Here is a 26,079-nt window from a genome sequence, read left to right as displayed (position 1 = left end):
GACCCGCCAGGCTCCTCCACCGCCATCCCCCTGCCCCCGTCCGTCCCTCCCCAACCCCCGACACCGATGTCGGAGACACCCGAGAAAGTGAGACACCGATGAGACGCACCACAGCCATCACGGTCGCGTGCATGACTGCCGCGGCCCTCACCGTGACCGCCTGCGGTCGCAGCGCCGAGAACGGCGGCACCACCGCCGGTCAGACAGGCGCCGCGGTCAGCACCGGCAAGGCCACCGGCACGATCACCGTCTGGGCGATGGGTGCCGAGGGGGACAACCTGCCCAAGCTGACGAAGGACTTCGAGGCCGCCAACCCCGGCGTCAAGGTCCAGGTCACGGCCATCCCGTGGGATGCCGCGCACGACAAGTTCACGGCCTCGATCGCCTCCGGCAACACGCCGGACGTCGCCATGGTCGGCACCACGTGGATGGGCGAGTTCGCGAGCAGCGACGCCATCGACCCGACGCCGGCGCAGATCGACACGTCCGCCTTCTTCGAGGGTGCGCAGAAGACCACCGAGGTCAACGGCACGTCCTACGGCATCCCCTGGTACGTCGAGACCCGCGTCCTCTTCTACCGCACCGACCTCGCCAAGAAGGCCGGCTACGACAGCGTGCCCACCGACGCGCAGGGCCTCAAGGACATGGCCAAGGCCATGCAGACCAAGGCCGGCGCGCAGTACGGCATCGGCCTCCAGGCCGGTGGCGAGGGCTCGTGGCAGACCCTCATGCCGTTCGCCTGGAGCGACGGCGCCGACCTCACGAAGGACGGCGGCAAGGCGTACAACTTCGACAGCCCCGAGATGGTCAAGGCTGCGAAGTACTACCAGTCGTACTTCACCGACGGCATCTCCAACAAGAGCGCCCCGGCGACCCCGACGACCGAGCCCGACTTCGCGAGCGGCAAGGTCCCGATGTTCATCTCCGGCCCGTGGATGATGTCCGCGGTCGAGAAGGTCGGCGGCGCCGGCTTCAAGGACAAGTACAACGTCGCCCCGATCCCCGCCGGCTCGGCCGGGTCGTCGTCGTTCGTCGGTGGCTCGAACTTCGTCGTCTTCAAGAACACGAAGAACCGCGACACCGCCTGGAAGTTCGTCCAGTGGCTCGCCGACCCCGAGGTCCAGTCGAAGTGGTACACCATCTCGACCGACCTCCCGTCGGTCAAGAGCGCCTGGCAGGACCCCGCGCTCGCCTCGGACAAGAAGCTCGCCGTCTTCGGCAAGCAGCTCGAGACCGCCAAGGCGCCGCCGTCGTTCCCGACGTGGGAGCAGGCCGTCAAGGGGCTCGACACCGAGATGGAGAAGGTCACCAAGACCGGCGAGGACCCGGCCACCGGACTCAAGACGGCCCAGCAGCAGGCCGAGTCCATCGGCACGGGAATGTGATCCGATGACCGCCCAGACCGGCACGACCGGGTCCCCCGCCGGACCCGTGACGCCACCTCCGGTCACCGCCCCGGGACGACCCACGAACGGGTCGTCCCGGGGGGCGGGCGACGGAGGCTCCCCCGGCCGGGTCGGATCGGCCCGCCGTCGGGAGGGGCGGGCGGCCTGGATCCTCGCGATCCCCTTCTGCCTGCTCTTCCTCGCCTTCACCGCCTGGCCGGTGGTCCAGTCGCTCTTCATGAGCATCACCGACACCAAGGCCCGCGACCTGCGACACCCCTTCAGCGTCAACATCGTCGGCCTCGACAACTTCACCAAGGCGTTGTCGGACCCGACCTTCCGCAAGGCCGCCGCCAACACGGCGTACTTCGTCCTCGTCGGTATGCCGCTGACGCTCGTCGTGGCGCTCGCCGCTGCGGTCGCGCTCGACAAGGGGATCACCCGTTTCCGCGCGGTCTTCCGCCTCGGCTTCTACATGCCGGTCATCACCTCGATCGTCGCGGTGGCCGTCGTGTGGCGCTTCCTCCTGCAGGACCCGGGCGGTCTCATCAACACCGCCCTCGGGTGGTTCGGCATCACCGGTCCCAACTGGCTCGGTGACCCGAACTGGTCGATGCCGGCGCTCATCATGATGGCCTCGTGGCGCAACTTCGGCACGGCGATGATCATCTTCCTCGCGGGGCTGCAGGCCGTGCCGGCCGAGCTGCACGAGGCGGCCGCCATCGACGGCGCCAACGCCTGGAAGCGGTTCCGCCACGTCACGATGCCGCTGCTGCGACCGACCCTGCTCTTCGTCATGGTCACGACGGCCATCGGCTACCTCCAGTTCTTCGAGGAGCCGTTCGTCATGACCAAGGGCGGCCCGCTCAACAGCACGATCTCGCTGTCGATGTACACCTACCAGCAGTTCGGCTTCGGCAACTACGGTCTCGCGTCGGCGATGAGCTACATCATCTTCGTCGTCATCGCGATCGTCACGGCCCTGCAGTTCCGCCTGCTCCGAGAGAGGACCTGACATGTCCGTCGACACCGCACCGCGTCCGACCGGGCCGACCGGGCCGACCGCTCCGGCCCCGGCACCGAAGGCGAAGGCGAGCAGGACCGGGTCCGGCATGGTCGGCTCGAGCCAGGGCAGCCGGTGGTGGCTCTACGTGCTGCTGACCGTCGCGCTCGTCGCCGTCATCGCACCGTTCGTCTGGATGGTGCTCGGCAGCTTCAAGGGTGAGGGCGAGCTGCGCCAGATCCCGCCGACGTGGCTGCCCGAGAGCGCTTCGCTCGACAACTACACGCAGCTGTTCAGCAAGCTGAACTTCGGACAGTTCTTCACGAACTCGATCGTCGTCGCCGTCGTCGTGACGGCCGGCAACCTCGTCTTCTGCTCGATGCTCGGCTATGCCCTGGCGATGCTCGACTTCAGGGGCAAGAAGGCGATCTTCATCGCGGTCATGGGCACGCTCATGATCCCGGGCGTCGTGACCTTCGTGCCGCTCTTCGTGCTCGTCGCGAACGCCGGACTCGTCAACACCCTGCCCGGCCTCTTCCTGCCGTTCCTCGTCAGCCCGTTCGGCGTCTTCCTCATGCGCCAGTTCATCCTCGGCCTGCCGAGGGACCTGCTCGACGCAGGGCGCGTCGACGGTGCCGGTGAGCTGCGGATCTTCTGGAAGATCATCCTGCCGCTCTGCGGTCCTGCGCTCGCGACGCTCGGCATCCTGACCTTCCTCGGCAGCTGGAACAACTTCCTGTGGCCGCTCGTCGTGGCGCAGTCCGAGGACAAGTACACCCTCCCGGTGGCCCTGGCCCTCTACTCGACCGGCCAGAACAGCACGAACTACGGGCTGCTGCTCGCCGGCGCCACCGTCGTCATCATCCCGATCCTCGTCGTCTTCCTCATCTTCCAGAAGCGCTTCATCGAGGGCATCGCCACCACCGGCCTCAAGTAGGCCTCCCACCCCGGAAACAGGAGCACTGCACCATGTCCGAGAAGAAGCTCTACACCCCCAGCCGCCGCTCGATGCTCGTCGGGGGCGCGGCCTCCGTCGCCGCCTTCGCGCTCGCACCGTCGGCGTCCGCGTCGACGACCGGCGCGCGCCAGGCGCCCGCCTTCCTGCGGTCGACGGGCCCGAATGCCGTCCGCTCCCTCGAGAGCGCCACGGTGCGCACGTGGGCGGCCGACACGTGGCGCAGCCTCGTCGCGATGACCGACCCGAGGACCGGTCTGCCGGCCGACAACATCCCCGCGTCGCTCGCCGCCGGCGACCGTTCGGGCTACACGTCGCCGACCAACATCGGTGGCTACCTCTGGTCGACCGTCGTCGCCCGCGAGCTCGGCATCATCACCCGTGGCGAGGCGTCGGCCCGCCTCATCCGCACGCTCAAGACGGTGGAGCGGATGGAGCACCACACGCCGAGCGGCATGTACTACAACTGGTACGACGAGGCGACCGCCAAGGCGCTGCACACGTGGCCGGACTCGGGCGACAAGGTCGTCCCCTTCTGCTCGAGCGTCGACAACGGCTGGCTCGGCGCCGCGCTGCTCGTCGTCGCCGGCTCCGACGCCGCGGCCGCTCCGTGGGCCAAGAGGATCTTCGGCCGGATGCGCTGGGACTCCTTCTACAACGACAACAGCGACCCCGCGCACCAGGTGCGTCCGGGTGGCCTCATCCACGGCGGCTTCTACCCCTACGAGGACGGTCGCCCCGGGGGCACCTACCAGGGCACCCACATCGGCGGCGACCCCGTCTGGCTCACGACGCACCACTACGACACGACGGTGTCGGAGACCCGCATCACGAGCTACCTCGGCATCATCACCGGCCAGGTGCCGGCCAAGCAGTACTTCGCGATGTGGCGCACCTTCCCCGCGACGTGCGACTGGTCGTGGCACGAGATGCAGCCGGTCGGCGAGAACCGCACCTACTACGGCCTCGACGTCTACGAGGGTGCGTACACCTACCGCGGCATGCACATCGTGCCCGGCTGGGGCGGCTCGATGTTCGAGGAGCTCATGCCCGACGTCTTCGTCGACGAGGCCGCCTGGGCGCCCCGTTCGTGGGGTCGCAACCACCCGCTCCACGTCCGGGCGCAGCGGGAGCACGGGCTCATCGACGCCGGCTACGGCTACTGGGGCTTCAGCCCGTCGAGCAACCCCAAGGGCGGCTACCGGGAGTACGGCGTCGACGCTCTCGGGCTCAACCCGACGGGCTACATGTCCGACCAGGAGAGCACGAACTACGACCCCGGCTTCGGTGACTGCCGGGCGGCGACGAACCCGAGCCCGACCTACGGCGACGGCGTCGTCACGCCGCACGCGGCGTTCCTCGCGATGATGCACGAGCCGGACGAGGCGTTCACCAACCTCGCCAACCTCAAGGCCGACTTCCACTCCTACGACCGCGGTGGCTTCTTCGACGCCGTGGCCGTCCGGTCGGGGACCGTCGCCCGCCGCTACCTCTCGCTCGACCAGGCCATGGTCATGGGCGCCGCGGGCAACGTGCTCGGCAACGACGTCCTCCGTCGCGCCTTCAGCACCACGGCCGTCGAGCGCGCCCTGCGCCCGGTCATCGGTGTCGAGGAGTTCGGCGCGAGCCCGATCGCCTGACCCGCGTATGAACTTCCCGCACCGACGAAAGGCACACCCGTGCGCCCCGAGCTCTCCACCTCCGAGGACGGCGTCGCCTACCGCGACCTCAACGGCAACGGCCGGATGGATCCCTACGAGGACCCACGCCTGACCGTCGAGGAGCGGATCGAGGACCTGCTCGGCCGGCTCTCCCTCGAGGAGAAGGTCGGTCTGATGTTCCAGACCGTCATCGAGGCCGGTTCGGACGGCACGGTGCTCGAGCACCCGGGCACCATCAGCAAGTCGCCGACGAGCACGGTCGTGCTCGACAAGCACCTCAACCACTTCAACGTCCACGCGCTCGACGACCCGCGGATGGCGGCCCGGTGGAGCAACGCGCTGCAGGCGCTCGCCGAGCGCACGCCACACGGCATACCCGTGACGGTGTCGACCGACCCGCGGCACGCGTTCATCGAGAACGTCGGGGTCTCCTTCTCCGCGGGCGCGTTCTCGCAGTGGCCCGAGCCGCTGGGGCTCGCGGCGCTGCGCGACGCGGACGCGGTGCGGCGCTTCGCCGACATCGCCCGCCAGGAGTATGCCGCCGTCGGCATCCGGGCCGCCCTGCACCCGACGCTCGACCTCGCGACCGAGCCGCGCTGGGCGCGCCAGGCCGGCACCTTCGGCCAGGACCCCGACCTCGTGACCGAGCTCGGAGTGGCGTATCTCAAGGGTTTCCAAGGAGATTCGCTCGGTGCGGGCAGTGTCGCGTGCACGAGCAAGCACTTCCCCGGCGGCGGTCCGCAGAAGGACGGCGAGGACGCGCACTTCCCCTACGGCCGCGAGCAGGTCTATCCCGGTGGGCGATTCGCCGACCACCTCAAGCCGTTCCCGCCGATCATCGAGGCCGGCACCGCGGGGATCATGCCGTACTACGGGATGCCGGTCGACCTCGTCGTCGACGGCGTCGAGATCGAGCCGATCGGCTTCGGCTACAACAGGCAGGTCGTCACCGGCCTGCTCCGCGAGAAGCTCGGCTACGACGGCGTCGTCGTCACGGACTGGGAGCTCGTCAACGACAACCACGTCGGTGACCAGGTGCTCCCGGCGCGCGCGTGGGGCGTCGAGCACCTCGACCCGCACGGCCGCATGGAGCTGATCCTCGAGGCCGGTGCCGACCAGTTCGGCGGCGAGGAGTGCGTCGACATCCTCCTCGACCTCGTCGCCCAGGGTCGGGTCACCGAGGCCCGGGTCGACGAGTCGGCGCGCCGCATCCTCGCCGTGAAGTTCCGTCTGGGGCTGTTCGACGACCCCTACGTCGACGAGGACGCTGCCGCCACGACCGTGGGTCGGGGAGACTTCCGCGAGGAGGGGTATGCCGCCCAGGCCCGTTCGGTGACCGTGCTGCACAACGAGGACGATCGGCTCCCGCTCGAGCAGGGCCTGCGCATCTACGCCGAGCGCGTCTCACCCGAGGCGGTCGTCCGGCACGGCAAGCTCGTCGACCGGCCCGAGGACGCCGACGTCGCCGTCGTGCGGCTCAACGCCCCGTTCGACCCGCGGTCGGACCTCTTCCTCGAGTCGTGGTTCCACCAGGGCTCGCTCGACTTCCCGCCCGGCCTCGTCGCCCGGCTCGAGCGGATCGCCGCGGTCTGCCCGCTCGTCGTCGACGTCGTGCTCGACCGGCCGGCCGTCGTCACCCCGCTGCTGCGCTTCGCGTCGGCCGTCGTCGGCAGCTACGGCAGCAGCGACGACGCCCTGCTCGACGCCGTCACCGGCACCATCGCGCCCGAGGGGCGGCTGCCCTTCGACCTCCCGCGGTCGATGGACCAGGTGCGGGCGCACGGCGAGGACGTGCCGGGCTACGACGACGCGCTCTTCCCCTTCGGCCACGGCCTCACGATCTGAGGCGTGTTCGGGGCGGTCAGCCGGTGTAGCCCTCGACGGTGCGTTCGGAGCGCACCTCGGCGCCGTCGGGGTCCTGGCCGAACTCGCGCCGCGCCCGTCGCTGGCGCAGCAGGTCCCAGCACTGGTCGAGCTCGACCTCGACGCTGCGCAGTCGGGCGTGCTCCTCGTCGACGGTGATGTCGCCGGCCTGCAGGGCGGAGCGCAGCCGGTGCTCCTCGTCGATGAGTGAGCCGATGCGGTCCTGGATCGAGGGGTCGTCAGCCATGGGGCCACGATCGCACGGCCCCACGGGCGCCGTCGAGGGCTAGCATGTGGACAGTGACCACATTCGCGCTCGTCCCCGGCGCCGGTGGCGCCGCCTGGTACTGGCACCGGGTCGTGCCGCTCCTCGAGGACGCCGGCCACGAGGCCGTCGCCGTCGAGCTGCCCGCCGACGACCCGGACGCCGGGCTGCCGGAGTATGCCGCCCTCGTGATCGCGGCGGTCGAGGGCCGTGACGACGTCGTGGTCGTCGGGCAGTCGATGGGCGGCTTCACCGTGCCGATGGTGGCCGCGCGGCGGCCCGTGGCCGGCATCGTCCTGCTCAACGCCATGGTCCCGCTGCCGGGCGAGACCGCCGGGGCGTGGTGGGACGCCGTGCGGTGCGAGGAGGCCCGGGTCGCGGCGGCCCGCGCCGGCGGGTGGAGCGAGGAGTTCGACCTCGACACGTACTTCTTCCACGACGTCGACCCGGCGGTCGCGGCGAGGGGCGAGGAGCACCAGCGTCCCGAGGCCGAGCGTGCCTTCGAGACGCCGTGTGCCATCGACGCCTGGCCCGACGTGCCGACCCGCGTCGTCGCCGGCGCCGGCGACCGCTTCTTCCCCGTCGACCTCCAGCGTCGCGTGGCGCGCGACCGGCTGGGACTCGACATCGACCTCGTGGCCGGCGGGCACCTGGCCGCGCTCTCGCACCCGGCCGAGCTGACGGCATACCTCATGGCTTCCGGCGGACATCGGGAGTAGGACTGGGGGTATGGGACGGCCCGTGCTCGGCGTGCTCTACGCGCTCGTGATGGTGGCCGTCGTCGTGGCCGTCGACGTCCTCTTCTTCCGGGACCACGTGTGGGCGCGGCTCATGGTCAACGTGGGCATCGTCCTCGTGTTCGGGGCCTTCTACCTGCGGTTCTTCCGGTCCGTGTGACCGCGCCGCACGACGGGTGAGCGAGGTGCCCGCGTGCGAGGCTGGGCCCGTGATCGACGACTTCGCCAAGGCGTACCTCCACGACAACCTGCGATGGGTCCGGGCGTCCCTGCTGCAGAAGCTGGACGGGGTCTCGGAGTACGACGCACGCCGACCCCTGACGACGACCGGCACGAACCTGCTCGGCCTCGTCAAGCACCTCACGCTGTCCGAGGCGCGCTACCTCGGCGGCATCGTGGGCCGGCCCTTTCCCGAGCCGCTGCCGCAGTTCGACGACCCGGGCTTCGTGAGCCGGGACCAGCTGTGGGTCAGGGTGGACGAGTCGCGGGCCGAGGTCGTCGAGCGCTACCGCCGCGCCTGCGCCCACGCCGACGCGACGATCGAGGCGCTGCCGATCGACGCGGCCGGCCACGTGCCGTGGTGGCCGCGGCCGGACGTCATGCTCTTCAACCTCATGGTGCACGTCCTCACCGAGACCAACCGTCACGTCGGCCACGCCGACATCCTCCGGGAGCAGGTCGACGGCGTCGTCGGCGACGACCCGGTGTCGACGAGCGACGACGCGGCCGAATGGGCGGCCCACCGCGAGCGCGTCGAGCAGGCCGCTCGCGCAGCGGGATCCGGCGCCTCAGCTCCTAGGGACTGACGCCGGTCCGGGCTGCTCTTGCGCCGACCTTGCGGGATTCCTGCTGCTTATCGCGGCTGCCCTTGCGGCGACCTCGACACACTGGGGCAGCGGCGCCGGTCCCGGCGCCGTCACGTGACCGACCGTCCCCGGAGGACCGCCCATGTCTGCCCCCGCCCAGGCGCGCCGCACGCTGCTCGGTCGTGCCGTCCTGGTCGCGGTGGGAGCCGGCGCCGTCGTCCTCGGGGCCCAGTCGATGGAACCGGCGCCCACGCCGGCGCCACGCGCAGCGGCGGCCGTGAGCAGCGCACCGGCCGCGCCGGTCACGCCTCTAGCGGCGGAGAGCGACCTCGTGGACGCCAGCGTCTCCACGGGCCTGCGGCCCGTCACCCGGGCGCTCGGCGCCGTCGTGGCCGGACGGCAGTCGTGGGTGCGGATCCCGTGGACGACGGACGCCCCCGTCTGCTCGGTGGCCGTGACGGTGACGGCGGACGGTGCCGACGTCGGCTACCCGGTCAACACCGGCGGCTACTCCTCCTTCTACCGTCAGGACCGTCTCGCGGCATCCGTCCACGACTACACCGCCGTGCGCTTCCTCGTGCCGGCCTTCTCTGCCGCGAAGGTGGTCACGGCCGACGTCACGGCGAGCTACACGACGACGAGCGGTGCGGGCACCGCGAGCACCGCGGGCGCCACGGGCAAGGCGGGCACGGCCGCAAGGGCCTCCACGCCGCCCTGCGTCGGCACGAGCGTCACGCGGACCTACCGCGTCACGCTCCCGGTCCAGCCTCCGTCGGCCGCTCCCGCGGCCGCCCTGGCCGACCCGGCTGCGGCGACGGCGAGCTCGGCCGACTGAGCGCTCCGGCTCAGCCCTGGGTCGCCGCCGGGCGGTGCCGACGGGCCGGGACCCCGAGCGTCGTCTCGCGCGCCTCGAGCGTCCACGCCACCTCGACCTCCTCGGCGTCACCGCGCTCGCCGTCGATGCGGCGTGACAGCAGCTCGAGCGCGGCTCGCGCCAGGCCGGTGAGGTCGGGCGAGATCGTCGTGACCGTCGGGTTGGAGTAGCGGGTCTCGGCGATGTCGTCGAACCCGACGATGGCGACCTCGCCCGGCACGTCCACGCCGGCCTCGACGCAGGCGCGCAGGGCGCCGATGGCCATGAGGTCGTTGAAGCAGAAGACGGCGTCGGGAGGCTCGGGCAGCGCGAGCAGCCGTTGCATCGCGGCGTGGCCGTCGGCGCGCTCGAAGTGGGGCACGCCGATGACGAGGTCGGGGTCGTAGGGGAGGCCGGCGCCCTTGAGCGCCTGGCGGTAGCCGCGCAGACGAGCGGAGGCGGTGCCCCTCATCGTCTCGCGCCCGACGGCTGCGACGCGCCGGCGTCCTTGCGCCACAAGGTGTTCCGTGGCAGCTCTCGCGGCAGCGACGGAGTCGACCGCGATGTGGTCGAAGCCCGTGGGGACGGGCCGTTCGCCGAGCAGCACCATGGGCAGGATGTCAGCGCGCCGGCTGATCTCGTCGGGGGAGAGGGCGAGCGGCGAGAAGATGACGCCGTCGATGACGTGCGAGCGCATGCCTTCGAGGACGACGCGCTCGGCGTCGGCGTCGCCTCCCGTCACGTCGAGCAGGACGATGAAGCCGAGGGCGGCCGCCTCCTCGGTGATGCGCGCCGCGAGCTCGGCGAAGTAGGGCGAGTCCATCGCCGGCACGGCGAGGGCGAGGAACCCGGCGCGGCCGTGCTTGAGGCTGCGCGCCGACAGGTTGGGGCGGTAGTGCAGCTCGGCCATGGCGGCCTCGACGCGCTCGCGCGTGCTGGCCTTCACGTGGGGGTGGTGGTTGAGCACGTTGGAGGCGGTCTTGACCGACACTCCCGCACGCTCCGCCACGTCCCGCAGCCGCGCCGCCAACCGTGCCTCCGTCCGTGCGGAGCCCTGTCGGCTCCTGACTGCCCCTGAGTGCACCCGTGTGCCCCCGTCGAGGAACAGGCTAGCGCCCGGGGACGCGCTGCGTGATGACCTCGGGACACCTCTGGACACTTTTCGGTAACCGTTGTAATTTTCAGCCCAGATGCAAATGGGTAACCGTTGTACATCACGGTGCGACCCGACGCCGACGGTCAAGGAGGACCGCATGGGACGAGCGACGGTGCGGCTGGACCCCGCCTTCACGGTGGGGCCCGTGCGGCCGAGGACCTTCGGGTCCTTCGTCGAGCACATGGGCCGGTGCGTCTACACCGGCATCTACGAGCCGGACCACCCCGACGCCGACGAGCTGGGCTTCCGCACCGACGTCGCGCAGCTCGTCCGCGAGCTCGGAGTCACCGTCGTGCGCTACCCCGGCGGCAACTTCGTCTCGAACTACCGGTGGGAGGACGGCGTCGGGCCCAAGGCCGACCGTCCCACGCAGCTCGACCTCGCCTGGCGCTCCGTCGAGACGAACCAGGTCGGCACCGACGACTTCGTCGACTGGGCCCGCGGCGTCGGCGTCGAGCCGATGATGGCCGTCAACCTCGGCACGCGTGGTGTGCAGGAGGCCATCGACCTGCTCCTCTACTGCAACGCCGAGACCGGCACCTCGTGGCCTGACCAGCGAGCGAAGAACGGCCACCCCGAGCCGCACGACGTGCGCGTCTGGTGCCTCGGCAACGAGATGGACGGCCCGTGGCAGATGGGCCACAAGACCGCCGAGGAGTACGCGCGGGTCGCCGAGGAGACCGCGCGCGCCATGCGCCGCGTCGACCCCGGCCTCGAGCTCGTCGCCTGCGGTTCGTCCAACCGCGGCATGCCGACCTTCGGCACGTGGGAGCGCGTCGTCCTCGAGCGCTGCTTCGACCTCGTCGACCACGTCTCGGCGCACGCCTACTACGAGCCCGTCGACGGCGACGTCGACTCCTTCCTCGCGAGCGGCGAGGACATGCACCGCTTCATCGAGTCGGTCGTGGCGACAGCTGACCACGTCGCCGCCGTCAAGGGCTCCGACAAGCGGATCATGGTCTCCTTCGACGAGTGGAACGTGTGGTTCCAGGAGCGCTTCCACGGCGAGAGCTCCCTCGAGATCCGCGAGGCACCCGAGCTCATCGAGGATGTCTACGACGTCACCGACGCCGTCGTCGTCGGCAGCCTGCTCATCACCCTCCTGCAGCACACCGACCGCGTCTCGATGGCGTGCCAGGCGCAGCTCGTCAACGTCATCGCTCCCATCGCCACCCGCCCCGGCGGCGCCGCGTGGAAGCAGACGATCTTCCACCCCTTCGCGCTCACGGCGAGGTATGCCCGGGGCACCGTGCTGCGCCCCGCCGTCCGCTGCGACGCGACCCCGACCCAGGCCTTCGGTCCCGTCGACGCGCTCGTCGTCACCGCGACCCACGACCCCGACACCGGAGACCTCACCGTCTTCGTCGTCAACCGCAGCCGCACCGAGACGGCCGAGCTGACGCTCGACGTCGCGGCCGCCGTGGGGGGCCACCCCACGGCATACGCCCTCGTCGAGCACCTCCAGGTGCACGACGACGACCCCTCGGCGACGAACACCGAGGACCACCCCGACCGGGTGACCCCGCGCCCGGGGGAGGCGGCGGTCGACGGCACCGACGGCACCACCCTCACGGCAACCCTGCCGCCCATCTCCTGGCACTGCATCCGACTCTCCGAAGGGACCGTTCAATGACGAACACCACGCCCCGCCCCCAGTCACCCCTCACCCCGCTCTCGCGGCGCTCGATCCTGTCGGGAGCGCTCGGGATCGCTGGCGTGGCCGGCCTCGCCGCATGCGGCTCCGGCTCGAGCGGCGTCCCCGGCCAGGCTCCTGCCGTGTCGGCCGGCGGGGGAGCGACCGGCTACAGCGGCCCGAAGGTGGCCCTCCAGTTCTGGAACGGCTTCACCGGTGGCGACGGCCCGTACATGAAGCGCCTCGTCGACCAGTTCAACACGGAGCACGCCAACATCGCCGTCAGCATGAACACGATGCAGTGGGCCGACTACTACGCCAAGCTCCCGGCCGCCGTCGCGGCCGGCAAGGGCCCCGACATCGGCATCATGCACGTCGACTCGGTCGCGACGAACGCCGCACGCAACGTCGTCCAGCCGCTCGACGACGTCGCCACCGCCCTCAAGCTCGACGAGAGCGACTTCGCGCCCGTGCCGTGGAAGGCCGGCGTCTACAACGGCAAGCGCTACTCGATCCCGCTCGACGTGCACCCGCTCGGCTTCTTCTACAACAAGAGCGTCATGGAGCAGGGCGGCCTCGACCCCGAGAAGCCGCCGATGACGGCCGACGACTACATGGCGGCCCTCGAGACGATGAAGGGCAAGGGCATCGAGGGCCACTGGGCCAGCCCGTTCCCCTTCACCGGCGGCCTGTCGATCCAGTCGCTCATCTACCAGTTCGGCGGCTCGCTCTTCTCCGACGACGGCAAGCAGGTGCTCTGGGCCGACGACGCCGGCGTCAAGGCGCTCACGTGGTTCCAGGACCTCGTCACGAAGGGATACTCGGCCGGGAAGATCGCCCAGGACGCCGACATCGTCGCGCTCCAGAACGGCAAGACCGCCTTCAACTGGAACGGCATCTGGACGATCAACACCCTCAAGGAGAAGTCCGGCCTGCAGTGGGGCGTGGCGCCGCTGCCCGACATCGGTGGCACCAAGGCCGCTTGGGCCGGCTCCCACCAGTTCGTCCTTCCGACGATGCGCACGCCCGACCCGAACAAGCAGGTCGCGGCCCGTGTCTTCCTCAACTGGATCAGCACGAAGAGCCTCGAGTGGGCCAAGGGCGGCCAGGTGCCGGCCCGCAACTCCGTCCGCGAGTCGGCCGAGTTCAAGGCCCTGACCGAGCAGGCGACGCTCGCCAGCCAGATCGACGACCTGCACTTCACGCCGGCCGTCGCCGGCATCGGCGACGCCATGCCGGAGTTCGACAAGGCCGTCAACGCCGCGGTGCTCGGCGGGCAGGACCCGAAGACGGTCCTGTCCGACGCAGCCGGCCGCGCGACGAAGATCCTCGAGGCCAACGCCAAGAAGTACGGCGGCTGACGCCATGGCTGTGACCACGACACAGCCCACGAGACCGCCCTCGGGAGCGACGCCTGCGCCGGGTGGGCGTCGCTCCCGGGGAGCGACATCCGGCATCCACGGGTCCCGGTGGACGCCCTACCTCTTCCTGTCGCCGTTCCTGCTCCTCTTCATCACCTTCGTCGCCGTACCGGGCCTCCTCGGCATCTGGATCTCCTTGCACGACTGGGACTTCCTGCTGCCCAACAAGCCGTTCGTGGGGGGCCAGAACTACGCCGACCTCTTCGACAGCGGGTCGCCGCAGTTCGAGCCGTTCTGGAACGGCATGAAGGCGACCGGCATCTTCGTCGTCATCAGCGTGCCGTTCCTCGTCGTGCTGCCGCTGCTGCTCGCGATCCTGCTCAACCGTCGGTTCCCCGGACGCACGTTCTTCCGGGCCGTCTTCTTCGCACCGTTCGTGCTCGGGGTCGCTGTCGTCGGCCTCATGTGGCGCTACCTGCTCGACCCGTCGTTCGGCATGGTCAACGGTGTGCTCTCCGCGCTCGGCCTGCCGGGCGACACGGCGTGGACGACCGAGCAGCCGTGGGCGTGGATCTCGCTCGCGGCCGTCACCGTCTGGTGGACCATCGGCTTCAACGCCGTCATCTACCTCGCAGGCCTCGCCGACATCCCGGCCGAGCACTACGAGGCGGCCGAGATCGACGGGGCGACGGCGTGGCAGAAGCTGCGCTACATCACGATCCCCGGCTTGCGGCCCGTGCTCGTCTTCGTCGTCGTCACCACGGTGCTCGCCAGCGCCAACATGTTCGGCCAGAGCTACCTCATCACCAAGGGCGGACCGGGCGACTCGACTCGCACGGCGATCATGGAGATCACCGACCTCGGCCTCTCGCAGTACCGGATGGGCCAGGCCTCGGCGATGAGCTACGTCCTCGCGGTCTTCCTCGCCCTCGTCTCCCTCGTCAACGTCTGGGCCCTGAGGGAGAAGAAGTCGTGAAGCGCCGCAACGGACCACTCTTCTGGCTCGGCATGGGCGTGCTCAGCGTCATCTTCATCGGGCCGCTGCTGCTCGTGCTGCTCACGGCGTTCAAGTCGCAGAGCGAGTCGCGCACCGTGCCGCCGACGTACTTCCCGTCCGAGTGGAGCCTGCGCGCCTTCGACGTCCTCTTCTTCCAGGACGCTGCGAGCCCGGTGCTGCGGTGGTTCCTCAACTCGATGGCAGCCGCGACGATGCACGCCGCGCTCGTCCTCGTCGTCTGCTCCCTCGCCGGCTACGCCTTGGCTCGCATGGAGTTCCGCTTCAAGAAGGCGATCTTCGGCGCCATCATCCTCACCCTCTTCGTGCCGGGGTTCATCTTCCTCATGCCGAACTTCCTGCTCCTCGACAAGCTCGGCTGGCTCGACCAGATCTGGGCGCTCGTCGTGCCCGGAGCGGCGGGTGCGTTCGGCGTCTTCTTCATGCGGCAGTTCTTCATGGGCCTGCCCAAGGAGCTCGAGGAGAGCGCCCGGCTCGACGGCGCTGGGCCGATGCGCACGTGGTGGTCGATCGTGCTGCCCAACGCGCGGCCGGCGCTCGTCACGCTCGGCGTGCTCAGCTACCTCGCCAACTGGAACGACTTCATCTGGCCGATCTACGTCCTCTTCTCGCCGGAGCGGCTCACCCTGCCCGCCGGCCTGAGTCGCCTCCAGGGCGCGTACACGATCGACTACCCCGTGGTCATGGCGGGCGCCATGCTCGCCGCGATCCCCGTCCTCGCGCTCTACGTCTTCGTGCAGCGCTACGTCATCGAGGGCGTCGCCAGCAGCGGCGTCAAGGGCTGAGGAGTCCGTATGCGTCCCCTGACCTCCCTGCGCCACCGTGCCCTGTGGCGCGGAACCGCCGGTCTCGCAGCACTCGTCACGGCCGTCGGTGTGAGCGCCGCGGTCCCGGCGGCCTCCGCGTCGGCCGGTCGGATGCCGTCCGCTGCCGCCCCATCGACCTACGACAACGCCGTCTCGGACGCGTTCTCGGACACCTTCGCCGACCCGTCCGTCATCCGCGGACGCGACGGCTGGTGGTACGCGTATGCGACGTCGGACCCGCTGCGCGCGGGTGACGCACCGGGCGCGATCCACGTGGCGCGCACCCGAGACTGGTCGAGCTGGGAGTATCTCGGCACGGTCTTCGACGCGGGCAACCGTCCCTCGTGGGCGACCGCGACGTCGGGCCTGTGGGCGCCCGACATCCGCTATGTCGCAGGACGGTACGTCCTCTACTTCACCGTGACGGACACGACCCTCAACCCCGGTGACGACTCCGCGATCGGTGCGGCGACGGCGCCCACCCCGGCAGGTCCCTGGACTCCCGCCCCCGCGCCGGCCGTCCCACCCCGGCCGGCGTCGGGTGGCGGGTTCCTCTGGACGTTCGACCCGGCGGGCTTCACGGACGTCGACGGCCAGCGCTACCTCTACTACGGCAGCTACTTCGGCGGCCTGTGGGTGACGAGGATGTCGGCCGACGGCCTGACCCCGGTCGGCCCGGCCACACAGGTCGCCGTCGACAACCGCTACGAGGGTTCCTACGTGGTGCGCCACGGCGACTTCTACTACCTCATGGGCTCGGCCGCGAACTGCTGCGCGGGTCCGACGACGGGCTACTCCGTCTTCGCCGGTCGCTCGCGGTCGCCGCTCGGGCCGTTCGTCGACGCCGAGGGCACCTCGCTCCTCACGTCGCGCGTCGGCGGCACGACGGTCCTGACGCAGAACGGCAACCGCTTCGTCGGCGCCGGCCACCACGCCGTCGTCACGGATGCCGAGGGGCGCGACTTCATCGCCTACCACGCCATCGACCGGACGAACCCTTGGCTGACGACGACCTTCGGCATCAACCGTCGACCGATGCTCCTCGACCGCCTCGACTGGGTCGACGGCTGGCCGCGCACCCGTGCGGGCGCCGGACCCTCGGACACGCCCCAGCCGGCGCCGTCGCTGGCCTCCGGGCTCGGGGTCACACCGACCGACCCGTCCGCGAGCGGCTTCAGGGGTCTGGGCGGGGGGCCGACGGATCCCGTGGCCGGGCGGACGGCCCTCGTCCACGGCACCGCCTCGACGACCGCCTCGGCCCCGACCGGCCCGGTCCACGTGCGCCTCGACCACCGCGGCACCGAGCCGCTGCGGGTCCTGCTCGGTCGCGACCCCGCCGTCAAGGTCACGCTCGACCCCAAGGGCGCCCGGCTCACGGCCCAGGTCGAGCGGGACGGCACCGTGCGCTCGTCGACGACGGCGCTGCCCCCGCTCCCGACCGGGGCGTGGCGCACGCTCACCGTCGAGGCGACGGCCGACGGGCTCACCGCCGAGGTGACCGAGAGCGACCTCGCCGACGTCGTGGCCCGGGTGCAGGTGTCCGGCGACACCAGGCCCGCTGCCGCCCCCGTACGCCTCAGCAGCAGCAACGCGGTCGTCGACAACGTCGTGGTCAACCCGGCAGCCACGGACGCAACCGGCCTTGCGCCCGTGCCCGTGGCCGGGGCCCTGCTCGAGTCCGAGGAGTTCGACGACCCGAGCCTCGCCGGCTTCACGTGGGTGCGGCGCAACCCGGCCGTCACCGTCTCCGGCGGCAGCCTGCGCTGGCCGGTCGAGGGCGCCGACCTCGTCGGCGGCGGCAACACCGCGAGTGTCCTGCTCCACGACACCCCGGGCGACGGCGACTGGATCGCCGAGGCGAGGACGACGCTCGACCTCGGCGTCGACACCGTGCGCAACTACCAGCAGGTCGGTCTCGTCGCCTACGAGGACGACGACGACTTCGCGCGCCTCTCCAACGTCGCGATCTGGAACACCCGGCAGACCGAGTTCGGGCGGGAGACCGCCGCCGACCCGGCCGCTCCCGACGGGCCGACGAGCTACGGCGGTGCCGTCATCGGCACGTCGGCGACGACGCTGTGGCTGCGGCTCGCCCACCACCGCAACGCCGCCGGCGAGCACCTCTACCGGGCCGGCACGAGCCGCGACGGCGTGCACTGGACGTGGGGAGCGACGTGGACGTTCCGCACCGACACCCACCCGCGCATCGGGCTCGTCGCGCACGGCGGGGCGAGCCCGGCGGTCACCGCCGAGGTCGACCACCTGCGGTTCTACGCGTCGAGCTGGCCGGCCGACCCGGGCGCCGGATGAGGCGCACCCTCATCCGCACCACCACCGTCGCCCTCGCAGCCGTGCTCCTCGTCGGGTGCGGGGGCGGGGCCCCGACCAGCCTGTCCACCAATCCCGGAGGCACCGTGACCACCCCCGCCACGCAGGCAGCACCGGCCGCGACCAATCCGGTCTGGCCGAGCAACTTCCCCGACCCGCAGATCCTCCCGGACGGCGACGGCTGGGTGGCCATCGCCACCAACGGCAACGGGATGAACGTCCAGACGCTCGTCAGCGACGACCTCGCCACGTGGACCCAGGGCAGTGACGCCCTGCCCGAGCTCGCGTCGTGGACGACACCCGGCAAGGTCTGGGCGCCCGAGGCGCACCGCTTCGGCGACCGGTGGGTCATGTACTACACGACGATGGCGCCGGACCCCGCCATCCAGTGCATCGGTCTCGCCGTCGCCGACGACCCCAAGGGCCCGTACCGCGACACGAGCGGCAAGCCCCTCGTCTGCGAGCAGGACCAGGGCGGCTCCATCGACGCGTCACCCTTCGTCGCGTCGGACGGCACGGCATACCTCTACTGGAAGAACGACGGCAACGCCGTCGGCAGGGACACGTGGATCTCCGTCCAGCGACTGTCGGCCGACGGACTGCGACTCGAGGGCGAGCCGAGACGCCTGATCCGACAGGACCTCCCATGGGAGGGCCAGCTCGTCGAGGCGCCCTTCGTGTGGGAGCGGGACGGCGTCTTCCACCTCTTCTACTCCGCCAACGACTACGGCAGCGACCGGTACGCCGTCGGGCACGCCACGGCGGCGTCCCCGACCGGGCCCTTCACGAAGGACCCCGATCCGGTGCTGACGAGCAGCGACGTCGCGGCGGGCCCGGGCCACTGCGCGCTCCTCGAGAAGGACGGGCGCGTGCTCATGGTCTACCACGCGTGGGCGCCCGACTCGATCGGCTCGGAGGTGCCCGGCCGGACGGTGTGGCTCAGTGAGGTCACCGTCGCCGGGAAGAAGGTCTCGGTCACGCCGCCGGCGACGCGGCTGCCGTCCGGCTTGTGAGGTCTGCGGTGTATCAACCACCTCTGAAGAGGCTCTGAGTGTCAGGGGAAACGGTGCGGGGCAGGGGGGCTGCCCCGCACCACACCCCGAATCGCTTGGGCGGCTGGCCCGTTGAGGTACGTTAACCGCCATCAGGGCCCGGGATCGCAGACCTGATCAGTCGCGAGCCGGGCCCTCAGGCGTGCTCTTCGGGCGTGCCCGGGCCGTCAGGTCGGCCGGCTCACGTGCGGGCCTTGGCGAGCACCTTGCCGGTGCCGGTGCGCACCTCGAGCGCCTGGATCTCGTTGGGTCGCAAGGCCGTCGCGCCGGTGACGCGGGAGTAGCCGGCGGGGGTCGCACGCCACGACGCGGCGGTCGTCGCCTTGCCGCTCCGGTCGATGACCCAGAGGGCGAGCTCACCGTTGGTCGGCATGTCCTCGCAGTTGACGTCGAGCTGGGTCCCCCAGCCGCGCGTCACGAGGGCGATGTCGATCCGGACCTGGCTGCCCGCGACGGCGGCCGCAGCGACGTGCGTCGTCGGCAGTGTCGGCGTGGTGGGTGTCAGCAGCTGTGGACCGAGCCAGGCGCCGGCGGCGAAGAGCACGACCGCGGCCGCGGCGGCCACGACGGACATCCACGCCCGACGCCGGCGGCGGCGTCGGCCGACCTCACCGAGCAGGGTGACGAGATGCTCGTCGTCGTGGTCGGTCAGGAGGGGAGCGGGCACGGCGACGGGGGTGTCGCTGAGGTGCGGACCGCCTTCGGGGCCGGCGAGGTCGAGCAGACGCGGCATCCCGGAGACCTGGCCGAGCTCGGTCTGGCACTGCCGGCACGAGCGCAGGTGCTCGCTGAAGGCACGGTGGTCGTCGTCGGACAGGCCACCGAGCACGTACGCGCCGAGCAGCACGTGCAGGTCGTCCGATCCGGTGGTCATCTCGTCACTCCCATCTCGTCGAGGATGACGCGCAGGTTGCGCACGGCGTAGTAGGCCCGCGACTTCACGGTGCCCTCGGGCACCCCCACGCGGGTGGAGGTCTCGGCGACGGTCAGGCGTTCGAAGTAGAGGTAGCGCACGATCTCTCGGTGGTTGGTCTGGAGGCGGCCGAGGGCTTCCTCGACGAGCACCTGGTCGAGGGCGCGGTCGAGGGCGGAGTCCGCCTCGGCCACGTCGACGAGCTGCGCCTGCTGGGGGCGCCGGCCGGCGGCACGGTGCTGGTCGACGATGAGGTGGCGGGCGGTCGTGATGAGGTAGGCGCGCAGGTTGTCGGCCTCGGGCGCCTGCTTCCACACGCGCAGGATGACCTCCTGGACGATGTCCTCGACCCGGTTGGCGTCGCTCGTCGCGCGCCAGACGACGCGTCGCAGCATCGGCCCGTGCTCGCGGTAGATCTCAGCGACCGCCTCGTCGTCCAGCGGCATCCCGCAGCCACCTCCTCACTGGTGCTCCACGGTCCAGAGACGCCTGCGCGGCGCGTCAGGTTCACTCTGTCGACCCCTGAACCGTCTCACGCCGGGAGACGTATCCGACATGGACGCCACCCGGGCGTCGAGATCGAGGAGGTCATCATGATGCGAACCCGATCCATCAGCACGACGGCGCTCGCCGCCGCGGTCCTGGTGCTCACGACGGCCTGTGGGTCGTCGACTCCCGAACCTGCCAGCCCGGCAGCCCCGTCACCGTCCGCCTCCACGTCCGCCGGAACTCCGGCCGGAGGTGGCGGCGCCGAGGTCGCCGAGCTCAAGACGGCGAGCTCGTCCCTCGGGACGATCGTGACGGACGGCAAGGGCATGACGCTCTACATGTTCGACAAGGACACGAAGGGTGGCGCCACGAGCGCCTGCACGGGTCAGTGCCTCGCGGCCTGGCCACCGGCCCTCATGGGAGCGGCCGCGCCCACGGCGTCCGGGGTCACCGGCACGGTCGCGGCGATCGACACGCCGGACGGCAAGAAGCAGCTCACCCTGGGTGGGTGGCCGCTGTACTACTGGGCCAAGGACACGAAGCCCGGTGACGTGACGGGGCAGGCGGTCAAGGACGTGTGGTGGGTGCTCGACGCCGCCGGGACACCGATCAAGACCAAGTCCTAGAACCTACGGGCGGGCCGGGTCGGCCTAGCGTGGGGCCATGTGCCCCGCCGACCTGCCGAACCCGGCCCAGCACCCCGTCACCGGCGGCCTCTTCCTGTCGCCGGTGCCGGCGGGCTCGGGCTGGCCGGGTGACCCGGCCACGTCCGAGACACCGGTCGCGGCCACCCCTGCGCAGGTGCGCCGACTAGCCACGGGTGCGGACGGCATACGCGAGCTCGATGCCCGCATCAGCGTGTGCCGCGCGTGCCCGCGGCTCGTCGCGTGGCGGGAGTCGGTGGCGACGGAGGGACGTCGCGCGGCGTTCGCCGACCAGCCGTACTGGGGGCGCCCCGGGCCCTCCTTCGGGGACCCGGACGCGGAGGTGCTCGTCGTCGGCCTGGCCCCGGCGGCCAACGGCACCAACCGGACCGGTCGGATGTTCACCGGCGACCGCTCCGGCGACTGGTTGTATGCCGCCCTCCACCGAGGTGGGTACGCGAGCCAGCCCACGTCGGTGGCCTCGGGCGACGGGCTCCTGCTGACGGGCCTGCGCATCGTCGCCGCCGTCCGGTGCGCCCCGCCCGCCAACAAGCCCACGAGCGAGGAGAAGGCGACGTGCGCGGCGTGGCTCGACCGGGACCTCGAGCTCTCCGAGCCGCGGCTGCGCTCGATGCTCGCCCTCGGGTCCATCGCCTGGGACGCGGCGCTCGGGGCGGCCCGCCGCCGGGGGTGGGACGTGCCGAGACCCAAGCCGAGATTCGGCCACGGTGCCGAGGCCGTCCTGGCGACCGACACCGGGCGGCGGGTGCGACTCGTCGGCAGCTACCACGTGAGCCAGCAGAACACCTTCACGGGCAAGCTCACCGAGACGATGCTCGACGAGGTCATCGCGCGCCTCTGACTGGCGCGCCGTCGTCGTGCTCGACGTGCCCGTCGGGGGACATCAGGGACGCATCATCGGCTGGTCCGGCAGCACGGGGGGCGGCGTCGGCCCCGCACCGGCGACTACTCCGTCATCGACGGCAACACCCGGTGTCGCTGCCCTCGACCATCGAGGGCCACGTGCCCGCGACCGGGTCGTGGGTGCGGAGCTCGAACACGCGTCGGGGGAGCTGGCGGCCGGCGTCAGCGGCTGGACCTGGGGTGTCGCGGCCGGCATCGGCATGACCTGGGTGCGTGAGGACGTGCGCGGGACCGGGCTGGGGGAGCGACTGCTCGCCGACTTCGAGTCCGAGGCGCGGTCGCGTGGCTGCAGCCACGTCTTCGTCACGTCGTTCACGTTCCAGGCTCCCGGCTTCTACGAGAAGCAGGGTTATCGCGAGATCTTCCGCTGGGAGGGCGTACCCACGGCGGACGCGGCCGACGTGCACTTCCGCAAGGAGCTGTGACCGTCAGGCGACGCAGCCGAGGGTCCAGTGAGTGGCCATGCCGTCACCGTAGGAGCGGATGCGGACGTTCGGCGTCGTCGACGCGATGTGGGAGTCGGCGGCGCTGAGGAGGGGCGACGATGCGCGGCCGGCGGTCATGGGCGAGGGTGGGGGTGTGGAGCCACGCAGCGTTCGCCCGTACATCGTCGCCCTCGGCCTGCTCTGGATCGTCCCGGCCGTCCTCGTGCTCGTGCTGCACCTGACGCTCCCGGACTACAACGCCTCGGGGCAGTGCACGGGTCTCGGCTTCGGCTGCGCCCCGGCTCCCTCGGACGCCGTCCTCTTCCTCGGCTACCTGGCGGCCCTGCCTCTCTTCCTCCTCGGCATGGTGGCCTGCCTCGTCATCGCCGTCGTCCGCGGCCGTCGTGACCGGCGCGCCGCCGGCCGCGACGAGGGCAGGACGGCTGACCGCCCCGTGGACGTCGACCCCCAGGGCTGACGCCGTCGGCGCGTCGATGTCAGAGGCCGTCGACGAGCAGCAGGGGGTCGATCCCCAGGACTGCGAGCATCCCGGCTGTGGCCAGCGCACCGGTGACCACGGCGATCAGCAGAGCCGTCAGCACCCGGGGCCACGCGGCGGCCCGCGTCCGGAGGGCCAGTCGCGACAGGCCCAGCGCGCCGAAGACGTTGGTGCCGATGCCGACCGCCAGTGCCAGCTCGTAGCGGTCGACGTCCGGCTCGTCGACCGAACCGAGCCCCGCGACGGAGGTGAAGCCGAAGGTCAGGGCGTGCATGACGAGCAGCGCGAAGGCCAGACCGACCAGGAACGCCGTCGTCAGGACGCCGATGGCCAGTGACCACCACGGCAGGCTGAGTCCCCACCGGCCCTCCGCCGACTCTGCCGCGCCCATGGGCGCCATCCTCGCGGCTCCCTGTCGTGGACCGCGTCCGTATGCGTACTCGACCTGGGCGGTCGGGCGCTCTCAGAGGTGACGCGCGTAGCCGAGGAGCTCGGGGCAGGGCGCGAACGAGCTCCTGCTGCGCTCGCCGGTCGGCCGCCAGCCGTGCTTCTCGTAGAAGCGGCGTCCTCGGCCGTTGCCGGTGAAGACGCGGAGCCGGGCCTGCGTGACCCTGCCGCCACGCAGGTGGTCGAGGACGTCGTCGTGCGCGAGCGTGGCCAGGCCCGTGCCCCAGTGCTCGACGGCGATGCCGAAGTGCAGTAACTCGTCACCACGGGTGGCGGCGAAACCGGCGACCGCGTCGTCGCGCCCGACCACGAAGCAGTCGGTCCCCGGGAGGTCGATCTCACGCAGCCAGCGTTCGGCGATCGCCTCCCGTGGGAACGGGTGCTCGTCCTGCGAGAAGACGTCGGCCAGCCCGAGGACCGCGCCCGGCTCCTGGACCGAGACGACCGCCGATACGTCTGCCGCGGTCATCTCGCGGAGAACTTTCTGCCGTCCTCCGTAGCGGTGAAGGTTACCGTCGACCCACCGCGTCGGTTCGTCCCCTGTCACGTGGGGAGTATGGCGCAGGCAGGCGCCGCGGCGTGACGAACCCGCATGGCATCGAGCGGAGCGATGGGTGATGATCGTGGTGACTCGCTGACCCGCCGACGTGTCAGCCTCATCGCACGACAGGGGAGTTGAGGTCCACATGTCCGACGTCTCAGCCACAGCACTCAGGGGCCGTTTGCGCTCGTTCTTCGACCGGGGCGGCTTCTGGAGGCTCGTGCCCCTCGTCGTCGTCTACCTTGCCATCTACCTCGGCGCGGGCCTGCTCGCGTCGAGGGTCTTCGCCCGACAGAGTGAGGAGGAGCTGCTGACGACCGTCGGCAGCGTCTTCGTCGACGTCACCTTCGCGCTCATCGTCGGCGCTGTCGTCCTCGGCGTCTTCCTGTGGGCGATGGGCTGGACGCGCGAGATCTTCGGCCCGCAGCCGATCGGTGGGTCGCGGTGGATGTGGCTGGGCCCGATCCTCGTCACGATCCCCATCGTGCTGCGCGTGATCGGCCCGGACTACGGGAAGTACGGCATCGCCGTCATCGTGCTCACGATCGTGACGGGGTTGCTCGTCGGACTCGTCGAGGAGGTGCTGACGCGCGGCATCGCGGTCAAGATGCTGCGCGATGCGGGTCACTCGGAGCGCGTCGTGGCGCTCGTCTCCTCGTTGGTCTTCGCGGCGCTCCACTCGGTCAACCTGCTGAGCGGTCAAGCGGTCTCGACCGTGGGCGTCACGATGGCCTACACGTTCGGGTTCGGTGTCTGCATGTACCTCACGATGCGCGTGACGCGATCGATCATCCCGGCGATCGTGCTCCACGGGCTGACCGACCCCTTCGTCCTGCTGTCGACGGGTGGCATCGACGAGGTGGGCACGAACGGGACCCAGAACACCCTGCTGACCGTCGCGGGGTCATTCAGCTTCATCATCATCGTCGCGGGCCTGATCCTCGTGTGGTTCGTCCGAGGACGCGTCGTGGAGCGGACCGACGTGACGGCCGCCGAGGGGATCGGCGCCACACGGGCCTGATGCCGACGTGGGCCTGAGCCCCGTTCGCGTCAGGCGGCCGCGCCCTCAGGTCGGGGTGAGGTCGACGAGGTTCAGGTGCAGGGTGCCACCGGAGGGCGCGGGGTAGCGGCGACCGAGTCGGGCTGGTGGTCTGCGGCGGTCCGGCTCGTCTGACTCGTCCGGCCCGTCTGACCCGTCCGGTTGGTTGGGGTCGGGGGCCAGGTTGAGAGGGTGTGGCGGGGGTGGTGGGGGTGGTTTCCGGGGKGGGCCGATGAGCAGGCCGGTGTCGGTGTGGAAGGTGAGGTCGTCCGGGTGGGTGGGGTCGCCGGTGAGGGTGAACTCGCCGCGGTGGTGTCCGTCGTGGTGGAAGGTGCACAGGGCCAAGAAGTTGCTGGTGTCGGTGGGGCCGCCGTCGCGCCAGTGCCGGAGGTGGTGGATCTCGAGGTGGTGGGTGGAGGCGCAGCCGGGGAAGCGGCAGCCGCGGTCGCGGTCCAGGACCAGGACCCGGGTGCGGTGGGGGACGACGCGGTGGGCGCGGCCGACGTTGACGGGGTGTCCGTCGGTCTCCCAGACCGGGGTGAGCTGTCCGTCGCAGGTCAGCTGGTTGGTGATGTGTTGGGGCAGGCGGGGGCGGCCGGTGAGCCAGCCACCGTCGGTGTCGAGGTGGACCTGCACCCGGTAGCGAGCCCGGCGGGCCGCACCACCTGCCCCGTCACTGCCTGCGGCGTCGAGGGAGCGGGTGGCGAGCACGAGCAGGGCGTCGGCCCACGTGACGCGGGGCCGGCCTCCGTCGGTGCAGTACCGGTCCGGGTGCAGCACGTCNAGCACCACCTGCCCCGTCACTGCCTGCGGCGTCGAGGGAGCGGGTGGCGAGCACGAGCAGGGCGTCGGCCCACGTGACGCGGGGCCGGCCTCCGTCGGTGCAGTACCGGTCCGGGTGCAGCACGTCGCCGTTGAGCAGCTGCCGGTCGGGCTCCTGCCCGTCGGGGGTGAGGGTGTGGAAGAGGTGGTCCTTGGCCTCGGCCAACGCGGATTCGACGCGGGCGCCGACCTCGGCCGGGGCGTCGTAGCGCAGCCGGAACCGCCCGTCGGCGTCGAGGCCCATGCTCAAGTGGGCCGGCTCGACCGGCACCCGCTTCCGGTACCCACCGCCGCCGTCCTCCCCGCCGCTCTCGTCACCGGCCGGCATCTCACCGGCCGGTGTCTCTCCGGGCAGGCCGCGGCCGCGGTCGTCGACGCTGTCGGGTTGGAGGGTGAAGTCGTAGCGGGTGACGGTGCGCTGCAGCTGGGTCACCGTCGCGTGCTGGGCGAACTCCGC

27 protein-coding genes and 1 pseudogene are annotated in these 26,079 nt (G+C 71.2%); 20 read left to right on the top strand and 8 right to left on the bottom strand.

Features of this window, described 5'->3' with window-relative positions; all coding sequences use genetic code 11:
* The first annotated feature begins 98 nt into the window (after nucleotides 1-98).
* From ASH01_RS17835 to ASH01_RS17815, 5 genes are read left to right on the top strand one after another with little or no spacing between them, the layout of a single operon-like run.
* Nucleotides 99-1,385: a sugar ABC transporter substrate-binding protein gene (locus tag ASH01_RS17835; protein ID WP_056779083.1), complete on the top strand. Its 1,287-nt coding sequence runs from the start codon at nucleotides 99-101 to the stop codon at nucleotides 1,383-1,385.
* Nucleotides 1,386-1,389: 4 nt separating this feature from the next.
* Entirely contained in the window at nucleotides 1,390-2,400 is a 1,011-nt protein-coding gene (locus ASH01_RS17830) for a carbohydrate ABC transporter permease (protein WP_056779080.1), read from the top strand.
* 1 nt (nucleotide 2,401) lies between these two features.
* Nucleotides 2,402-3,325, top strand: a complete 924-nt coding sequence (locus tag ASH01_RS17825) for a carbohydrate ABC transporter permease (protein ID WP_082619960.1) — start codon at nucleotides 2,402-2,404, stop codon at nucleotides 3,323-3,325.
* A gap of 32 nt (nucleotides 3,326-3,357) precedes the next feature.
* Entirely contained in the window at nucleotides 3,358-4,983 is a 1,626-nt protein-coding gene (locus ASH01_RS17820) for a glucoamylase family protein (protein WP_056779077.1), read from the top strand.
* A 39-nt stretch (nucleotides 4,984-5,022) separates the two neighbouring features.
* Nucleotides 5,023-6,849: a glycoside hydrolase family 3 protein gene (locus ASH01_RS17815; protein WP_056779074.1), complete on the top strand. Its 1,827-nt coding sequence runs from the start codon at nucleotides 5,023-5,025 to the stop codon at nucleotides 6,847-6,849.
* A 16-nt stretch (nucleotides 6,850-6,865) separates the two neighbouring features.
* On the opposite strand, the gene ASH01_RS17810 is transcribed toward ASH01_RS17815, so the two are convergent.
* Nucleotides 6,866-7,114 (bottom strand): DUF2630 family protein, encoded by a 249-nt coding sequence (locus ASH01_RS17810; RefSeq protein WP_020141871.1) that lies wholly within the window; start codon nucleotides 7,112-7,114, stop codon nucleotides 6,866-6,868.
* Between the two features lie 53 nt (nucleotides 7,115-7,167).
* On the opposite strand from ASH01_RS17810, the gene ASH01_RS17805 reads away from it, so the two are divergent.
* The 4 genes from ASH01_RS17805 (at nucleotide 7,168) to ASH01_RS17795 (ending at nucleotide 9,510) form a co-directional block, all read left to right on the top strand.
* Entirely contained in the window at nucleotides 7,168-7,851 is a 684-nt protein-coding gene (locus tag ASH01_RS17805) for an alpha/beta fold hydrolase (protein WP_056779071.1), read from the top strand.
* Between the two features lie 10 nt (nucleotides 7,852-7,861).
* Nucleotides 7,862-8,029, top strand: a complete 168-nt coding sequence (locus ASH01_RS23475; RefSeq protein WP_200958960.1) for a hypothetical protein — start codon at nucleotides 7,862-7,864, stop codon at nucleotides 8,027-8,029.
* 49 nt (nucleotides 8,030-8,078) lie between these two features.
* Nucleotides 8,079-8,675 (top strand): DinB family protein, encoded by a 597-nt coding sequence (locus ASH01_RS17800; RefSeq protein ID WP_056779693.1) that lies wholly within the window; start codon nucleotides 8,079-8,081, stop codon nucleotides 8,673-8,675.
* A gap of 142 nt (nucleotides 8,676-8,817) precedes the next feature.
* Complete coding sequence (locus ASH01_RS17795) at nucleotides 8,818-9,510, top strand: hypothetical protein (protein ID WP_056779068.1); 693 nt, start codon at nucleotides 8,818-8,820, stop codon at nucleotides 9,508-9,510.
* A 10-nt stretch (nucleotides 9,511-9,520) separates the two neighbouring features.
* On the opposite strand, the gene ASH01_RS17790 is transcribed toward ASH01_RS17795, so the two are convergent.
* Entirely contained in the window at nucleotides 9,521-10,537 is a 1,017-nt protein-coding gene (locus tag ASH01_RS17790; protein ID WP_268807410.1) for a LacI family DNA-binding transcriptional regulator, read from the bottom strand.
* A gap of 244 nt (nucleotides 10,538-10,781) precedes the next feature.
* Between ASH01_RS17790 and arfA the strand changes: the two genes are divergently transcribed.
* From arfA to ASH01_RS17760, 6 genes are read left to right on the top strand one after another with little or no spacing between them, the layout of a single operon-like run.
* A complete protein-coding gene (gene arfA, locus ASH01_RS17785; protein WP_056779063.1) occupies nucleotides 10,782-12,317 on the top strand; it encodes an arabinosylfuranosidase ArfA in 1,536 nt (511 codons plus the stop codon).
* A complete protein-coding gene (locus tag ASH01_RS17780) occupies nucleotides 12,314-13,678 on the top strand; it encodes an ABC transporter substrate-binding protein (RefSeq protein WP_056779059.1) in 1,365 nt (454 codons plus the stop codon). The genes arfA and ASH01_RS17780 overlap by 4 nt, the downstream gene beginning before the upstream one ends.
* A 4-nt stretch (nucleotides 13,679-13,682) precedes the next feature.
* Nucleotides 13,683-14,654: a carbohydrate ABC transporter permease gene (locus ASH01_RS17775; protein ID WP_056779056.1), complete on the top strand. Its 972-nt coding sequence runs from the start codon at nucleotides 13,683-13,685 to the stop codon at nucleotides 14,652-14,654.
* Complete coding sequence (locus ASH01_RS17770) at nucleotides 14,651-15,478, top strand: carbohydrate ABC transporter permease (protein WP_056779053.1); 828 nt, start codon at nucleotides 14,651-14,653, stop codon at nucleotides 15,476-15,478. Before ASH01_RS17775 ends, ASH01_RS17770 begins: the two co-directional genes overlap by 4 nt.
* A gap of 9 nt (nucleotides 15,479-15,487) precedes the next feature.
* Nucleotides 15,488-17,809 (top strand): family 43 glycosylhydrolase, encoded by a 2,322-nt coding sequence (locus ASH01_RS17765; protein ID WP_082619959.1) that lies wholly within the window; start codon nucleotides 15,488-15,490, stop codon nucleotides 17,807-17,809.
* Nucleotides 17,806-18,840, top strand: a complete 1,035-nt coding sequence (locus ASH01_RS17760; protein WP_056779049.1) for a glycoside hydrolase family 43 protein — start codon at nucleotides 17,806-17,808, stop codon at nucleotides 18,838-18,840. Before ASH01_RS17765 ends, ASH01_RS17760 begins: the two co-directional genes overlap by 4 nt.
* 220 nt (nucleotides 18,841-19,060) lie before the next feature.
* Here ASH01_RS17760 and ASH01_RS17755 read toward each other — a convergent pair whose 3' ends face one another.
* Both ASH01_RS17755 and ASH01_RS17750 read right to left on the bottom strand, forming a co-directional pair.
* Nucleotides 19,061-19,753, bottom strand: coding sequence for a zf-HC2 domain-containing protein (locus ASH01_RS17755; protein WP_056779045.1), 693 nt, complete (start codon nucleotides 19,751-19,753; stop codon nucleotides 19,061-19,063).
* Nucleotides 19,750-20,238, bottom strand: coding sequence for a sigma-70 family RNA polymerase sigma factor (locus tag ASH01_RS17750; protein WP_020141884.1), 489 nt, complete (start codon nucleotides 20,236-20,238; stop codon nucleotides 19,750-19,752). The genes ASH01_RS17755 and ASH01_RS17750 overlap by 4 nt, the downstream gene beginning before the upstream one ends.
* Nucleotides 20,239-20,385: 147 nt before the next feature.
* Between ASH01_RS17750 and ASH01_RS17745 the strand changes: the two genes are divergently transcribed.
* From ASH01_RS17745 to ASH01_RS17735, 3 genes are all read left to right on the top strand, one after another.
* Nucleotides 20,386-20,907 carry a COG4315 family predicted lipoprotein gene (locus ASH01_RS17745; protein ID WP_056779042.1) on the top strand — a complete coding sequence of 174 codons (522 nt, stop codon included), beginning with the start codon at nucleotides 20,386-20,388 and terminating at the stop codon, nucleotides 20,905-20,907.
* Between the two features lie 37 nt (nucleotides 20,908-20,944).
* The gene (locus ASH01_RS17740) at nucleotides 20,945-21,787 is read left to right on the top strand and encodes a uracil-DNA glycosylase (RefSeq protein WP_056779038.1); all 843 of its coding nucleotides are present in this window, start codon (nucleotides 20,945-20,947) and stop codon (nucleotides 21,785-21,787) included.
* A 178-nt stretch (nucleotides 21,788-21,965) separates the two neighbouring features.
* A complete protein-coding gene (locus ASH01_RS17735) occupies nucleotides 21,966-22,274 on the top strand; it encodes a GNAT family N-acetyltransferase (RefSeq protein WP_235508528.1) in 309 nt (102 codons plus the stop codon).
* Nucleotides 22,275-22,277: 3 nt separating this feature from the next.
* Here the strand turns inward: ASH01_RS17735 and ASH01_RS23865 are convergent, their stop codons facing one another.
* On the bottom strand, nucleotides 22,278-22,412 hold the full coding sequence (locus ASH01_RS23865) for a hypothetical protein (RefSeq protein ID WP_268807409.1): 135 nt from the start codon (nucleotides 22,410-22,412) through the stop codon (nucleotides 22,278-22,280).
* Between the two features lie 16 nt (nucleotides 22,413-22,428).
* Between ASH01_RS23865 and ASH01_RS17730 the strand changes: the two genes are divergently transcribed.
* A complete protein-coding gene (locus tag ASH01_RS17730) occupies nucleotides 22,429-22,752 on the top strand; it encodes a hypothetical protein (protein ID WP_056779036.1) in 324 nt (107 codons plus the stop codon).
* 19 nt (nucleotides 22,753-22,771) lie between these two features.
* On the opposite strand, the gene ASH01_RS17725 is transcribed toward ASH01_RS17730, so the two are convergent.
* Both ASH01_RS17725 and ASH01_RS17720 read right to left on the bottom strand, forming a co-directional pair.
* Nucleotides 22,772-23,164 (bottom strand): hypothetical protein, encoded by a 393-nt coding sequence (locus ASH01_RS17725; protein ID WP_056779034.1) that lies wholly within the window; start codon nucleotides 23,162-23,164, stop codon nucleotides 22,772-22,774.
* Between the two features lie 72 nt (nucleotides 23,165-23,236).
* The gene (locus tag ASH01_RS17720) at nucleotides 23,237-23,689 is read right to left on the bottom strand and encodes a GNAT family N-acetyltransferase (protein WP_056779029.1); all 453 of its coding nucleotides are present in this window, start codon (nucleotides 23,687-23,689) and stop codon (nucleotides 23,237-23,239) included.
* 217 nt (nucleotides 23,690-23,906) lie between these two features.
* On the opposite strand from ASH01_RS17720, the gene ASH01_RS17715 reads away from it, so the two are divergent.
* Complete coding sequence (locus tag ASH01_RS17715; protein ID WP_056779023.1) at nucleotides 23,907-24,782, top strand: CPBP family intramembrane glutamic endopeptidase; 876 nt, start codon at nucleotides 23,907-23,909, stop codon at nucleotides 24,780-24,782.
* A gap of 802 nt (nucleotides 24,783-25,584) precedes the next feature.
* On the opposite strand, the pseudogene ASH01_RS23090 reads toward ASH01_RS17715, so the two are convergent.
* Nucleotides 25,585-26,079: pseudogene (locus tag ASH01_RS23090) on the bottom strand (HNH endonuclease signature motif containing protein); the annotation flags it as partial.

It is taken from the genome of Terrabacter sp. Soil811, assembly GCF_001429655.1.
Taxonomy (GTDB): Bacteria; Actinomycetota; Actinomycetes; order Actinomycetales; family Dermatophilaceae; genus Terrabacter.
The sequence above is the reverse complement of the archived record's forward strand: the minus strand, read 5'-3'. Positions and strand labels throughout refer to the sequence as shown.